Annotated in this window: 14 protein-coding genes and 1 riboswitch; of the genes, 11 read left to right on the top strand and 3 right to left on the bottom strand. The window is 44.0% G+C overall.

Annotated elements, in window-relative coordinates; genetic code table 11:
• Positions 1-112 precede the first annotated feature (112 nt).
• From LDO37_RS09685 to LDO37_RS09710, 6 genes are all read left to right on the top strand, one after another.
• Positions 113-409 carry a YciI family protein gene (locus LDO37_RS09685; protein ID WP_126607357.1) on the top strand — a complete coding sequence of 99 codons (297 nt, stop codon included), beginning with the start codon at positions 113-115 and terminating at the stop codon, positions 407-409.
• Between the two features lie 4 nt (positions 410-413).
• On the top strand, positions 414-818 hold the full coding sequence (locus LDO37_RS09690; RefSeq protein ID WP_126607358.1) for a GspS/AspS pilotin family protein: 405 nt from the start codon (positions 414-416) through the stop codon (positions 816-818).
• A gap of 508 nt (positions 819-1,326) precedes the next feature.
• The gene (locus LDO37_RS09695) at positions 1,327-2,469 is read left to right on the top strand and encodes an ABC transporter substrate-binding protein (RefSeq protein WP_126609798.1); all 1,143 of its coding nucleotides are present in this window, start codon (positions 1,327-1,329) and stop codon (positions 2,467-2,469) included.
• A 48-nt stretch (positions 2,470-2,517) separates the two neighbouring features.
• Positions 2,518-4,233 (top strand): ABC transporter permease, encoded by a 1,716-nt coding sequence (locus LDO37_RS09700; RefSeq protein WP_126609812.1) that lies wholly within the window; start codon positions 2,518-2,520, stop codon positions 4,231-4,233.
• On the top strand, positions 4,199-4,846 hold the full coding sequence (locus LDO37_RS09705; RefSeq protein WP_126609799.1) for an ATP-binding cassette domain-containing protein: 648 nt from the start codon (positions 4,199-4,201) through the stop codon (positions 4,844-4,846). Before LDO37_RS09700 ends, LDO37_RS09705 begins: the two co-directional genes overlap by 35 nt.
• Positions 4,839-5,486 carry a CDP-alcohol phosphatidyltransferase family protein gene (locus LDO37_RS09710; protein ID WP_126609800.1) on the top strand — a complete coding sequence of 216 codons (648 nt, stop codon included), beginning with the start codon at positions 4,839-4,841 and terminating at the stop codon, positions 5,484-5,486. Before LDO37_RS09705 ends, LDO37_RS09710 begins: the two co-directional genes overlap by 8 nt.
• A 97-nt stretch (positions 5,487-5,583) precedes the next feature.
• On the opposite strand, the gene LDO37_RS09715 is transcribed toward LDO37_RS09710, so the two are convergent.
• Positions 5,584-5,877, bottom strand: a complete 294-nt coding sequence (locus LDO37_RS09715) for a hypothetical protein (protein WP_126609801.1) — start codon at positions 5,875-5,877, stop codon at positions 5,584-5,586.
• A gap of 35 nt (positions 5,878-5,912) precedes the next feature.
• Positions 5,913-6,659, bottom strand: coding sequence for a polyphosphate kinase 2 (ppk2, locus tag LDO37_RS09720; protein WP_224055442.1), 747 nt, complete (start codon positions 6,657-6,659; stop codon positions 5,913-5,915).
• Between the two features lie 294 nt (positions 6,660-6,953).
• Here ppk2 and LDO37_RS09725 point away from each other — a divergent pair, with 294 nt between their 5' ends.
• Positions 6,954-7,844: a LysR family transcriptional regulator gene (locus LDO37_RS09725; protein WP_126609803.1), complete on the top strand. Its 891-nt coding sequence runs from the start codon at positions 6,954-6,956 to the stop codon at positions 7,842-7,844.
• 186 nt (positions 7,845-8,030) lie between these two features.
• A complete protein-coding gene (locus tag LDO37_RS09730; RefSeq protein WP_126609804.1) occupies positions 8,031-8,744 on the top strand; it encodes an SDR family NAD(P)-dependent oxidoreductase in 714 nt (237 codons plus the stop codon).
• A 112-nt stretch (positions 8,745-8,856) separates the two neighbouring features.
• On the opposite strand, the gene LDO37_RS09735 is transcribed toward LDO37_RS09730, so the two are convergent.
• The gene (locus tag LDO37_RS09735) at positions 8,857-10,011 is read right to left on the bottom strand and encodes an aminotransferase-like domain-containing protein (protein WP_126609805.1); all 1,155 of its coding nucleotides are present in this window, start codon (positions 10,009-10,011) and stop codon (positions 8,857-8,859) included.
• Between the two features lie 128 nt (positions 10,012-10,139).
• Between LDO37_RS09735 and LDO37_RS09740 the strand changes: the two genes are divergently transcribed.
• From LDO37_RS09740 to LDO37_RS09750, 3 genes are all read left to right on the top strand, one after another.
• A complete protein-coding gene (locus LDO37_RS09740; protein ID WP_126609806.1) occupies positions 10,140-11,009 on the top strand; it encodes an AraC family transcriptional regulator in 870 nt (289 codons plus the stop codon).
• Between the two features lie 140 nt (positions 11,010-11,149).
• Positions 11,150-11,247, top strand: a riboswitch (TPP riboswitch).
• A 74-nt stretch (positions 11,248-11,321) separates the two neighbouring features.
• Entirely contained in the window at positions 11,322-12,173 is an 852-nt protein-coding gene (gene thiD, locus LDO37_RS09745; RefSeq protein ID WP_126609807.1) for a bifunctional hydroxymethylpyrimidine kinase/phosphomethylpyrimidine kinase, read from the top strand.
• A gap of 19 nt (positions 12,174-12,192) precedes the next feature.
• Entirely contained in the window at positions 12,193-12,984 is a 792-nt protein-coding gene (locus tag LDO37_RS09750; RefSeq protein ID WP_126609813.1) for an ABC transporter ATP-binding protein, read from the top strand.
• The last annotated feature ends 81 nt before the right edge of the window (positions 12,985-13,065 follow it).

The raw sequence follows: 13,065 nt of genomic DNA on the forward strand, positions 1-13,065 counted from the left end.
AACTCACATTTTTAAGCCATTTAAAAGTAAATATCTTTTGCAGAACAAGATCTTTGCTTTGAATCGGTTTAGTATCTCTCTAACTAATCAATTTGAACAGGAAGTCTTATCTATGTGGTACGTGATTTTTTCTCAGGATGTTGAGAATTCACTAGAAAAACGCCTAAGTGTTCGTGAGCGACACCTTGCTCGATTGCAAACACTCCAAGATGAAGGTCGTTTACTTACAGCAGGACCAATGCCAGCAGTAGACAGTAACGAACCTGGTGCAGCGGGCTTCACAGGTTCAACCGTAATTGCAGAATTTGATTCTCTAGAAGATGCAAAAAGCTGGGCAGACGCAGACCCATATATAGAAGCTGGTGTATACGAAAACGTCATCGTAAAGCCTTTCAAGAAAGTGTTCTAACTTTATGTCGAAATATTCTTTAGCCAAAGTGATTGGCACCACATTGCTGTCTGTTGGGCTACTTGCAGGGTGTGCTTCTTCTGACAGCAAGCAAAAGCAAATAGAGCTTATTGCGCAGCATAGAGCAAGCGTTCTTTCTGCTGGTCTGCCAACTGAAGTTGGTGCACTCAATATCATGAAAGCAAGAGCCAAGTCTGGCGTGGTTGAACTGCTCATGATTTACAATCAAGATCAGGGAAAAATTGCTCCACAGGAGCTTATGCATAACGCCATCAAATACTACTGTTCAAGTAATGAAGTGAAAGCTGCCTTAGAACAAGGCGTGCGCTATCGCTTAATGTTGCGAAATACTCGCGGGCAGTTAATCGTCGATCAGGTAGTTGCTATTGAGCGCTGCGACAAAAAATAGATTAGGGTCTGTGAATTGGCTTAGTCATATCGCTCTATCCGTTCACTTGGCACTGCTCGTATAAACGACACAGCTCCTATAAACGCGCCTAACTTGGCGCGTTTTTTATTACTATGACTAGACCTCACACCTTGCGCCGCGATTGAAAGGCAGAAAGGTCGAAGAAAATTTAACCACAAAAGTTCAACAGACCCCAAAGAACTTCAGAGAAAGTCTTCCACATAAGGCGATTAATTCACCCAATCAATCAAAAATGACCCTCTTTCATGGTCTTAAAGTTAAATTTTTGAAAAATTAAGCCATAATTGAAAGGAAACAGGCGTGAATGAGGTCTGATATTGCGACGGAATAATTCACTGTCTCGATTTTGTTTTCACTTTTCAGGGGATTCGTTTTATAACGAAATTGGATGTTCGCAATCACCGCTTTCCTAAAGACACTTAAGGATTAAAGTCAAATCAGGAACTAAGTGGTTGCGCATTGTATTTATACATTTAAAAGGATAATCATGAAAAAGCTCATTTCTTCATTGTGTATTGCATTGCTTTCACTGCCAGCAGCGGCAACCGAGCAATGGAAAGACATTGAATTAAAAGCCCGAGGTCAAACCGTATTTTTCCATGCTTGGGGTGGCAGCCAACAAATCAACAACTACCTACGCTGGGCCGACAAGGAATTGCAGCGCCGCTACGGTGTTGAACTGAAACACGTAAAAGTCACTGATATTGCAGAAACCAGCTCTCGTCTATTAGCCGAGAAAACGGCTGGAAAAAATAGTGACGGCAGCGTTGATATGGTTTGGATTAACGGTGAAAACTTCAAGTCGATGAAAACCAATGAGCTGTTACATGGTCCATTTGTGGAAGGGTTACCTAGTTGGCAATATGTCGATAAGTCGTTACCGGTCGATAGCGATTTCTCAGAGCCAACTCTTGGGCTAGAAGCACCATGGGGCGTTGGACAACTTGTTTTCATCCACGACTCTAAAAAGTTGAATAACCCACCAGCAACATTTACTGAACTATTAAGTTATGCGCAAGCTTACCCTAATCGTATTAGTTACCCTAAGCCACCGCAATTTCACGGTACAAGCTTTTTAAAAGCGCTGCTTATCGAGCTAACAAATAACGACTCTCGCCTGATGAAGCCTGTGTCTGACGCCGAATTTGCGCAGATAACTCAACCACTTTGGGCTTACTTAGACAAACTACACCCAAATAGCTGGAAACAAGGCAAGCAATTCCCATCGGGTTCACAGCAAACGATGCAGCTATTGGATGACAGCCAGTTGGATTTAGCCATTACATTCAACCCTAACGCTGTCTTTTCTGCTCAGGCAGATGGGACGTTATCGGAAAGCACCAAAGCTTATGCAATGGACTCTGGCGCACTATCGAATATCCATTTCCTAGCCATTCCGTGGAACGCGCGTGCGAAAGAAGGGGCAAAAGTTGCCATCAACTTTTTGCTTAGCCCAGAAGCACAATCTCGCAAAGGCGACTTGGAAATATGGGGCGACCCAGCTGTACTGGAATCTAAGCATTTAACAGGCAGTGCAAAGAACACTAAATTGTTTAAATCCGTTGCCGAGCCACACCCAAGCTGGCAGATCGCGTTAGAGCAAGAATGGCTTAAGCGCTACGGTCAATAAACCTATTCCTCCCTCTTTTAAGGGGGAGGTTCAACACAGAAAGTCATGATGTTAAGACTCCTATATTTTTTGATGATCGCTGTATGTATCGCCCCAACAATCCCCGGATTTGTAGGTGTGGTTCTGTCATCGATAAATTACATTCCGCCGCTTGGCTATACCCAACCATCAATAAACGGTTTTAACGCCGTATTTGCTTGGAGCGGAGTATGGGAGTCTATCTCTCTAACGGTTTTCACAACATTAGTGAGTACGTTTTTAGCGTGCATACTAACGTTTTTCATTCTGCAAGCGTGTTGGCGCTCTACTTTTTGGCAGAAGGTAGAACTCACTCTTTCTCCCCTACTCGCCTTGCCCCATGTTGCCTTCGCTATCGGCTTTTCATTTCTGTTTGCTCCAACGGGAATGATAGTAAGGGCGCTGCACCCTATTCTGGACATGATGCCCATTTTTGGCGATACCGTTTGGGACTTTAATATTGTTCACAATCAAGTAGGTTGGGGATTAATCGCAGTACTGACTCTAAAAGAAATTCCTTTTTTGCTGCTCATGAGCATTCCTATTTTACAGCAGCTAAAAATCAACCAAACCACGCAAGTCGCGCATAGCCTTGGATATAACGATGCACAAATGTGGTGGAAATGCATTTTCCCCCAATGGCTGCCTAAACTCCGGTTTCCTTTGCTCGCCGTATTGGCATACGGTGCCTCAGTCGTTGATTTAGCTTTAATTGTAGGACCAACTAACCCACCAACGTTTGCGGTTTTGGTTTGGCAATGGTTTAACGATCCCGATCTTTCTTTGCTTCCTCGCGCAGCAGCAGGAGCCGTTATTTTATTCTTCGTCTGCGCTTTATTAATCGCTGTCTTACGTGGCGTGGAGACACTTTCAGTTAAAAAATGCCGAGCTTGGCAGGTTGGTGGTCGATTCGGCATCAAAATGCCCGGTAAAACATTGTTCTTGGCCACAACGTTAATTGCATTTCTCACGTTGCCTTTAATGGTCATTTGGAGTTTTGCCCAGCGCTGGCGTTTTCCCGACTTGTTCCCAACACGATTAAGTGAACGTTTTTGGTCAAACGAATGGCAAGGCATTATTCCAACGGTGCTTGATAGCCTGTCGATAGCCATTATTTCATCGACCATTGCCCTTATTCTCGCTTTGGTCGGTCACGAGTACCGTATTCGACATCGCGTGCATGTTCCGGGGTTCATTATTGCGATTCCGATGTTAGTGCCTCAGCTCTCTATATTATTTGGGCTCCAGATTACTACGCTGCTTTTTTCATCGGACGCATATTATTTCTGGGTTTGTTGGGCGCATGTATTCTTCGCATTCCCATACGTATTTCTGTCGTTAGACGGTCCTTGGCGCAGCTACGACAATCGCTTAACCCAAGCCGCGCTCAGCTTGGGGAAATCCCCGTTCCGAGCATGGTGGTCGGTTAAAGCGCACATTCTCTTCCCTGCCATCATTTATGCTTGGGCTGTGGGTATTAGCGTGAGCTTGGCTCAATACCTACCTACGCTAATGCTTGGTGCAGGAAGGATCGCGACCATAACAACAGAAGCCGTCGCATTAACCAGTGGGCACGACAGACGAGTCACTGCTATTTATGCTCTTTGGCAGGCACTTTTACCACTGATATTCTTCACCTTTGCGATGCTCACCAATCAGTTACAAAACAGACGTTTACGTCGTACACAATCAGTAAGGACAGAAAGCCTTCATGACGCTTCAGCTAAAAAACCTCGTCATCCATGATCGAGAAAACAAAGCCCTTTTTAATCCGATTTCTTTTGAGGTCGGAGATGGGGAAGTCTTTACTTTGATGGGACCAAGTGGATGCGGTAAATCGTCATTACTCAGCACAATTGCAGGGCACCTTTCCGACGATTTCAAATATTCAGGCAATATCTTGATTGAAAATAAAGAGGTCGGCGACATTAGCCCCCACAAACGTAAAGTTGGGTTTCTATTCCAAGATGACTTGCTGTTCCCCCATCTAAATATTTGGGAAAATTTGGCATTTGCTTTGCCTAACTCAGTGAAAGGCCAAGAACGAAATCAACAAGCGATGTTGGCCTTAGAAAAAGTAGGGTTAGAAAAACTGGCAAACTCGTTCCCTAATCAAGTATCTGGCGGGCAAAGAGCCCGTGTAAGTTTGCTTCGCATGTTACTTGCTAAACCAAGAGTCGCCTTGCTTGACGAACCATTCAGTAAGTTAGATAAAGATTTACGCGTCCAGTTTAGAGAATGGGTATTCCAACAGTTAAAGGATGCAAACATACCCGCTTTAATGGTCACACACGATGAAGCCGACGTTCCAGCCAATAGTGCTTGCTTGAGCTGGCCATGGGAGAAAGCCCATGCTTGATAGATTCAGTATTAAGGTAATTCGCGCCCCACTCAATTTGGTGGCTCAATCGTTGGATAAGTTAAACGTGACTGCCAATCAGGCGACATTTGTGGGATTTCTTATTGGCTGTTTGGCATTTCCAGCATTGATTCTTCAAGAATACAGCTGGGCACTGCTATTTATTGTATTAAACAGGATTGGGGATGGCATTGATGGCGCTCTAGCCAGAAGGCACGGCATCACCGATTCAGGTGGCTTTCTCGACATCAGCTTGGATTTTCTCTTCTACTCGTTAATCCCCTTTGGATTCGTTGTTGCCAACCCAGAAACCAACGCTATCGCAGGTGCCTTTTTGATCTTTTCATTTATCGGTACTGGGTGCAGCTTTTTGGCATTTGCGGTGATGGCGGGCAAACACAATATTGATAACCCGGTTTACACCAACAAATCCCTCTATTACATGAGTGGCATTACCGAAGGAACCGAAACCATAGCGTGTTTTGTGCTGTTCTGCTTATTCCCGCAATACTTCTCAGTCATTGCCTTTGTGTTTGGTTCTCTATGCTGGATAACCACATTTACTCGAATCTGGTCTGGTTTCCATACTTTGAAGAATATTGAGCAGGAAAACGCCGTTGCCACTGATAAGTCTGAGTAAACAAAAATAAGAAGAGATCTTACGAAGACTCTTCTTATTTTTTGCTTTTGCTCTTGCTCTTGCTAAGGGTTACCTGATACTTGTGACCGCGGTTTTCTCAAGCAGCCACGGGTTTCTTGTCCGATTTGCTGATCTTTTTCGCTCTTTTTATGGCGGACTTTTTAGACACTTTTTTCTGTGCCACTTGGAAAGATTGCGCTTGCTTGAGTTCTTTCTTTGCTTTCTTTAATTTGGCTTTTGCAGCAATAGCGGCAACCTCTGCTTTTTCAGCTTGCTCCATGGCGCGCTTGGCTTCTTCTGCTGCTTGTTTGGCAAGTTGAACCGTTTTCTCGACTTCCTTTTCGCTCTTCTCAAACAGCTTCTTTAGTTTTTTTAGATCGTTTACTGGCATAGTGTTTTCTCCTTTTCTCATTCAGCCTGCTGGTCTTATCCTGCTTTTGTCATGTCTCTCGGGCTTCCAACAACCTTCGGATCGAGCCTATTAACCACATCGTGATCTTTCCCTGGGTAATCAATCAAGCTTAAGAAGTGGCGCATACAATTGATCCGTCCTCGCTTTTTGTCGTCGGAGCGAATCACAGTCCACGGCGCGTCTTTGGTATCGGTGTGAAACATCATGGCGTCTTTTGCACGGCTGTAATCATCCCACTTGGCAAGAGAAGCCATATCTACGGGGCTTAACTTCCATTGCTTAAGAGGATCGTTCTGGCGAGATTTAAAGCGGCGAAATTGCTCGGTTCGACTTACCGAAAACCAATACTTAAATAAGCGGATACCCGAATTGGCGAGCATGCGCTCTAGTTCGGGGGTTTGTCTCAAGAACTCTAAGTACTCGTCGTCTTCGCAAAATCCCATTACCTTTTCGACGCCTGCTCTGTTGTACCAAGAACGGTCGAATAAAATGATTTCACCTTTGGTTGGTAGATGCTGAATATAGCGTTGGAAATACCACTGATTTCTTTCTCGTGCATTTGGTTTTTCAAGCGCAATAACATGTGCACCACGTGGATTGAGGTGCTCCATAAATCGCTTGATGGTTCCTCCCTTACCCGCTGCGTCTCGCCCTTCGAAAAGAATGACAATACGCTCGTTGTTTTCTTTAACCCACCCTTGCAACTTGAGTAGCTCAATTTGCAGTTCGTGTTTGTGGCGTTCGTATTCCACAACATCCATTTTTGTTTTGTATGGGTATTTGCCGTCTGCATTCCAGGGAATCTTGCCGTTTTTCGCGTTGAGATCGAATAAGATTTCTGCCGATTTTTGCTTTTTAGCGGTCTGAATTACAGACACAGGATTTGAATTAGATTGACTCATATACTGCGCTTTCCTTTTCATACGGACTTGCTTTCGGGGCTAAAGCCGGTGAGCTTCACAAAGATGTCTATTTCTTTACCTTAATTATGCTATGGTTATTCATGTAAATTAAATGTTATTATTCTATAACTTCTATAACTTTTGATTATCGTCATGAACTTAATACAGCTTAAGCTTTTCAGTGATTTAGCTCGTGAACAGAGTTTTGTTAAAGTGGCTAAGTTGAACCACATAAGCCAGCCTGCTGTAAGTGTCCATGTTAAAAAGCTTGAAGACGCCCTTGGGCAGCAGCTACTTTCTCGTACTTCTCAAACAACTCAGTTAACCCCTGAGGGTTTGCTTATTTTGGAAGATGTGCGGGAAATTCTGCGCTTATGCGAGAACATCAAAATAAAATCAAATTACAGTACTGGTGTTTTAGAAGGGCATATTCGGATCGCCGCTATACACAGTGTAGGCATGTATGAGCTTGGGGACTTTCTTTCTGGTTTTATGAAGGCATTTCCTAAAGTCTGTGTTCATTTAGAATACGAGCACAGCGAAGCGATTTATGAAGCGGTTCGAAAGGAAAAAATCGACATTGGTATTGTGGCGTACCCAAAGCCAAACCATCTCATAGAATCCATTCCATTTTCAGAAGATGAGTTGGTGTTGGTCACGGGAAACAAACACAGGCTCAGCGGTAAAAAATCCATTTCCATTCAACAGCTAAAAAATGAGCCTTTTGTGGCATTTGGAGAAGGTATTCCAACGCGCGTTGTTATAGATAAGCTTTTGCAAGATAGTAACGTCGATGTGAACATCCGAATGACACACAATAATGTATACACGCTTAAAAAAGCGGTTGAAGCGGAGATTGGGGTTTCCATTTTGCCAAATGAAACGGTTAAAGAAGAAGTTTCAAAAGGTACGCTTCACCGCATCCGTGTAACCGACATCGATTCCAAACGACCTCTTTCAATTATCCGCCTTACCGCTAAAGACATCTCGACGCCATTAGAGGTGTTTATCAAAGAGCTGCTCGATTTTGCTGATAAAACATAAAGTTGATATAAGGCGCTGTTGATCAATCAAGATGTTTTTGATGGTGATTTTACTCTCCCTTTTGAAACCCTCAACCTGTGATATATTGGCGAAACGCGATTCCACCGGTTTTCGTATTGCTTGCTACGCAAGGAATCGCGCCAATCAAAATACATCGAATCTAATAAAAACTCGAAAGGTAAACTCATGGTAAAACATGCCATCATCACAGGTGCTAGCCGTGGTATTGGAAAAGCGCTTGCACTTTATTTCGCTGGGCAAGGATATTCACTCAGCCTAATGGCAAAAAGCAAAGATAACTTGGTGACTGCCCGCACCGAAATATTAGAGCTGAACCCAAAGATCGATATAGATATTTTCCCAGTGGACTTTGCGCAGCCAGAAAAAGTAGAGCAAACACTGACGCAGATCTTGAACGTGCACCCACGCGTTGATGTATTGGTAAACAGTGCTGGTATATTAACCGCTGGTAACATTGATGTTTCTTTGGAAGCACTCTCTACATTGATAAACGTCAACCTTGTCTCGACAATTCAAGTGACAAACCAAATTGCACAGCAAATGAAAAAGCAAGGACACGGGCATATCTTTAACCTTGGCTCAACGGCTGGGTTGTCTCCTGTGAGTAAAATTGCTGCATACTCAGCTTCAAAAGCTGCAATCGTCAGCTACACCGAGTCGCTCTACACAGAAATGTTGTCTTGTGGCGTGCAAGTTTGCTGCTTGTGCCCGAGTGTGGTCGATACGGATATGACAAACGATGGTCGCATTGATAATTCAGAAAAAATTGAAATCGACGATCTGTCGAAAGCGGTCGACTTTGTTATGAATCTTTCTTCCGGAGCGGCAATGGCAGTGCTCCCCATTCGATGCAAAGTCATTGATTTAGAAAAAGCCTAATCGATATAAGCATAGGTAGAACTGACCTTAAAAACATAAAGGTGATATTTCAAAACACAAAGGGTGAACAGATTGTCTGTTCACCCTTTTTTGTTTCGTCAATCGAGTTACGTTAACAAACCACCTTATTCAGTCCGGTAACCAGTCGTTTTACGGCTTCGACCAATTCATCTTCATTGGCGTTAGTAAAATTCAGTCGAATTGCGGATTTTTGCCCTTCACTGCTTGGATAAAAAACAGGGCTTGGTACAACCGCCACACCATTTTCTAATAAACTTTTCGCAAGCTCGTAGCTATCGCATTCAGGTAGCGTGACCCAGATGAACATCCCCCCCTGAACAGCTTGTACATGACAACTTGATGGAAGATGTGTATCCAACGCCTCTTTTAAACACAGGTAACGTTGGCGGTATAATTGTCGAATCGCTGTTAAGTGTTGCTCGAAATCATTGTGAGTGAGCAAACCCAAAAGCACCGCTTGCATGGGAACACTAGAATGCAAATCTGCACCCTGTTTAATTTTGATAAGCGGTTCTAGGTATTCATGTTTTCCGGTTACAACGCCCATACGTAAACCTGGAGAGGCAATTTTAGAAAATGATCTTAAAACAATGGAGTGTTGCGGACAAAAGTCTGAAACCATAGGTAAAGCGTCACCTTCAAACCTGAGCTCTCGGTATGGTGCATCTTCGATAAACGCCACATTATGTTGCTTACAGAGTTCAGCGACACTTTTACGTACCTCTAGCGACCAGCAAACTCCGGTTGGGTTGTGGAAATCGGGCACCGCATAAAACATTTTGGGCTGTTCGGACGCAAAGCACGCTTCAAGTTCTTGAAGATTTGGTCCATCCTCACCTTGTGACACCGTCACTATATTGGCTTGCACAAACCCAAAAACTTGCATGGCACCAAGGTAGCTAGGCGCTTCCATGACCACTTTGTCGCCTGGGTTAACATAGGCTCTCGCAATCAAATCAAGACCTTGTTGTGACCCAGTACACACCATTGCTTGGTGCGTCTCTGGTAATTCATAAGCAGAGGATAAGTAATCCAGCAACGGTGGATAGCCTGCCGTTAATCCATATTGAAACACATTGGGGTGATCAGAAAGCTGTTCCAAAACGGGCTTCATCAATGAAATGGGAAACGTCGATTCGTCGGGCAAACCACCGGCAAGCGATATCACGCTTTTATCACTCGCCGCACTTAAAATTTCTCGAATATACGATGATTGGACTTGTTTTAACGATTGAGCGACTTCCATTTTTGTTCCGTTTCAGTATTGGGTACTGTCATTGATATTACGCACAGTTGTAAATATTTGTTTGTCCATTTATGCTTATCATTGTGTCCATTTATGCCAATTGTTATTTCTGAAGAGAGCACCAAGTTATGAACTCACAGCATGTCTCACGCATCAACGATGTTCTCTTTCATATACATCAAGACATTAGTGAAACACTCAGTGTCAAAGAGCTTATGTCAATTGCCGCATACTCTGAGCAGCACTTTCACCGCGTGTTTAAAAGTGTTGTCGGGGAATCCATTCACCAATACATACGACGAACGAGAATGGAATACGCAGCAAACCAATTGATGTTCGATACAAACTCGCCCATTTTGGATATAGCCACACACTGTGGGTTTGCCTCTCTCTCTTCTTTCAGCCGCGCATTTAAAGCTACGTTTGATATGTCACCCGGGGAATGGCGCAAGCACGACTTAAAAGTATCGGATAAGCCTTACCTGAAAGATGCGGAAATCGCGCAAGGCTATAATCGCGTTGCACAGCGTGAGTTACCCACCCCAAAAATAGTCGATGCTCAGGAAAGAATGGCGGCCTATGTACGACATAATGGATACAGTCGCTCCATTAGAAATGCGTGGCTAACTCTTCGTGCGTGGGCGAACAGTGAAGGTGTCACTTTCACCCATCAATATGGTCTGCATCACTCTAACCCTGCTTGGGTCGAACTAGATCAATGTCGATACGTCGCCTGCGTTGGTATAACGGAACCACTAAAATATCGGGGTGTGGTTAACCAAATGGTGATTCCCGGAGGGTTACACGCCGTATTTCGTTTAACGGGAATTTATGGCGAACTGCTCCCTCAAATCAGCGCCGTGTTAGAAAGCTGGCTACCAAAATCAGGCTTTAAACTTCGCTCGACACCAGCTTATGTGCATTATCACAAAAACCATTTTCTCAATGATGATGAAGCATTCGAACTCGACTTTTATCTCCCAGTACGCTTCTTTTAGCCCTAAAGATACGCATGAAAATGCATTTGCTACACCAATAACCTCGCCATCCTTAATGACAATTAGCTCAATTATTAGACATGTGAATCATACTGAGGATCAATTCGTTGCCCTTTTAACGAGAATTGATATCATCGCGAAATAAATAGTCGGGGAGCCTTTAGGCTGAGATCGCATAGCGAGACCCGTTGAACCTGATTCAGTTAACACTGACGTAGGGAACTATACCTCTCACTTTCGATGGATCGATCTCGGCACCTATCCACTCTCAAGTTAGAACAGTTCTCGCACGTCTGTATGCGGGAGCTTTATATGACACTTTCTAATCAATCAAGCAAAAGCCTTAATGCTGATACGCCCATCGTTTTGACCATTGCGGGTTCGGACAGTGGCGGCGGCGCAGGTATTCAAGCCGATATTAAAGCCATTTCAGCGACAGGCAGCTTTGCTTGCTCGGCTATTACTGCCATTACCTCACAAAATACCTGTGGTGTTTCCGCTATTTTCCCTATTCCTTTGGATCACGTTGCAAGCCAGCTCGATGCAGTGTTTTCAGATCTCAATGTGATTGCTGTAAAGGTCGGAATGCTGGCCGATTCAGGCATCATAAAAGTCGTTGCTGACAAAATTAAGCAATATCAACCTAAGCATTTGGTCGTCGACCCTGTAATGGTTGCCACCAGCGGAGATTTACTGCTTGAAGAAAGTGCCATCAGCACTCTAAAAACAGAGCTCCTTCCACTTGCCGATGTCATTACGCCAAACTTACCTGAAGGCGCTACGTTAACCGGATCTCCAGTGCCAACAACATCGTCAGAAATGGATCAAATGGTCGAAAAGCTTAGAGCACTTGGTTGTTCCTCTGTTTTGCTTAAAGGCGGTCATTTGGAGAGCGACAATGACAGTAATGACTTGCTTATTTTTGCGGAGTCCGTAGAAACGTTATCCGCAAAACGAGTCGATACAAAAAATACTCACGGTACAGGCTGTACTTTATCTTCCGCTATCGCTTCTTACCTTGCCCAAGGTCACGACCTTATTTCTGCTACCACTTTGGCAAAATCTTATATTTCTCAAGCCATCAAGCATTCTGATGAGTTAGATATTGGTAAAGGACACGGACCGGTTCATCACTTCTTTAGTGGGCATGCAGATGTACGGTGACAAACCGGATTTTTCTACCATGACTGGAAAGGGCTACACCTTAAACATTGAAAAAGGTCACCTCCAGTATATCGATGCGGAAGCTCCGACGCTTTCGGGTATCAACATGACCATTCCCATTGGAGAATGGACATGCCTTCTCGGAAGAAGTGGTTGTGGGAAAAGCACGTTATTGCGCCACCTAGCAGGGTTGCTAAATGACAAAGCAAATTGGGATGGTCAGATAGTGCTGGAGTCGATGGGGAACCGGAAAGTGGTTTCCATTGGCGACCAAATAGCCTATATGGGACAGCAAGATTTATTGATGCCTTGGTTATCGGCATTGGATAACGTTTTGCTCAGCACTCGCTTTGCTGGATTTGGTTCAGTGAGTACTGCAAGTATTGGTAAACGTGAACAAAGAGAAAAAGCACTCTATCTCCTTGATCAAGTTGGGTTGCACGATAAGCAATCTCTTCTTCCACAGAAGATGTCTGGAGGAATGCGACAACGTGTCGCAATTGCCCGGACTTTAATGCAAGACAAGCCAATCGTGCTTATGGATGAACCCTTCTCCGCTCTCGATGCGGTAAACCGACATAAGCTACAAAATCTTGCTTGCGAACTACTAAAAGACAAAACCGTGTTACTCATTACTCACGATCCTCAAGAAGCCATTCGACTAGCTTCCAAGCTTTACATTATGCATAACACCCCCACTGAAGCGCAGTCACTACCCTTACCCATTACGGCGGTGCCCAGAAAGCTTGACGCCGAATGCGCTGCGCTACAACAAAGCATTATTGAAAGGTTGGAAAAAGATTATGAATAGCTCCAACCAAACCGATGCATCACAAACCAAGGCATTATCAAAAGCCTCAACTTTATCGAGAGCATTGTCTTCATCTAAAAC

It is taken from the genome of Vibrio penaeicida, assembly GCF_019977755.1.
GTDB lineage: Bacteria > Pseudomonadota > Gammaproteobacteria > Enterobacterales > Vibrionaceae > Vibrio > Vibrio penaeicida.

What these genes read in the sequence shown, in the direction of transcription:
- LDO37_RS09750 (WP_126609813.1), top strand. Translation starts at nt 12,193, where the DNA reads ATGACTGGAAAGGGCTACACCTTAAACATTGAAAAAGGTCACCTCCAG.
- LDO37_RS09740 (WP_126609806.1), top strand. Translation starts at nt 10,140, where the DNA reads ATGAACTCACAGCATGTCTCACGCATCAACGATGTTCTCTTTCATATA.
- LDO37_RS09725 (WP_126609803.1), top strand. Translation starts at nt 6,954, where the DNA reads ATGAACTTAATACAGCTTAAGCTTTTCAGTGATTTAGCTCGTGAACAG.
- LDO37_RS09700 (WP_126609812.1), top strand. Translation starts at nt 2,518, where the DNA reads ATGTTAAGACTCCTATATTTTTTGATGATCGCTGTATGTATCGCCCCA.
- LDO37_RS09690 (WP_126607358.1), top strand. Translation starts at nt 414, where the DNA reads ATGTCGAAATATTCTTTAGCCAAAGTGATTGGCACCACATTGCTGTCT.
- LDO37_RS09715 (WP_126609801.1), bottom strand. Translation starts at nt 5,877, where the DNA reads ATGCCAGTAAACGATCTAAAAAAACTAAAGAAGCTGTTTGAGAAGAGC.
- LDO37_RS09705 (WP_126609799.1), top strand. Translation starts at nt 4,199, where the DNA reads ATGACGCTTCAGCTAAAAAACCTCGTCATCCATGATCGAGAAAACAAA.
- LDO37_RS09695 (WP_126609798.1), top strand. Translation starts at nt 1,327, where the DNA reads ATGAAAAAGCTCATTTCTTCATTGTGTATTGCATTGCTTTCACTGCCA.
- LDO37_RS09685 (WP_126607357.1), top strand. Translation starts at nt 113, where the DNA reads ATGTGGTACGTGATTTTTTCTCAGGATGTTGAGAATTCACTAGAAAAA.
- LDO37_RS09730 (WP_126609804.1), top strand. Translation starts at nt 8,031, where the DNA reads ATGGTAAAACATGCCATCATCACAGGTGCTAGCCGTGGTATTGGAAAA.
- ppk2 (WP_224055442.1), bottom strand. Translation starts at nt 6,659, where the DNA reads ATGGATGTTGTGGAATACGAACGCCACAAACACGAACTGCAAATTGAG.
- LDO37_RS09710 (WP_126609800.1), top strand. Translation starts at nt 4,839, where the DNA reads ATGCTTGATAGATTCAGTATTAAGGTAATTCGCGCCCCACTCAATTTG.
- thiD (WP_126609807.1), top strand. Translation starts at nt 11,322, where the DNA reads ATGACACTTTCTAATCAATCAAGCAAAAGCCTTAATGCTGATACGCCC.
- LDO37_RS09735 (WP_126609805.1), bottom strand. Translation starts at nt 10,011, where the DNA reads ATGGAAGTCGCTCAATCGTTAAAACAAGTCCAATCATCGTATATTCGA.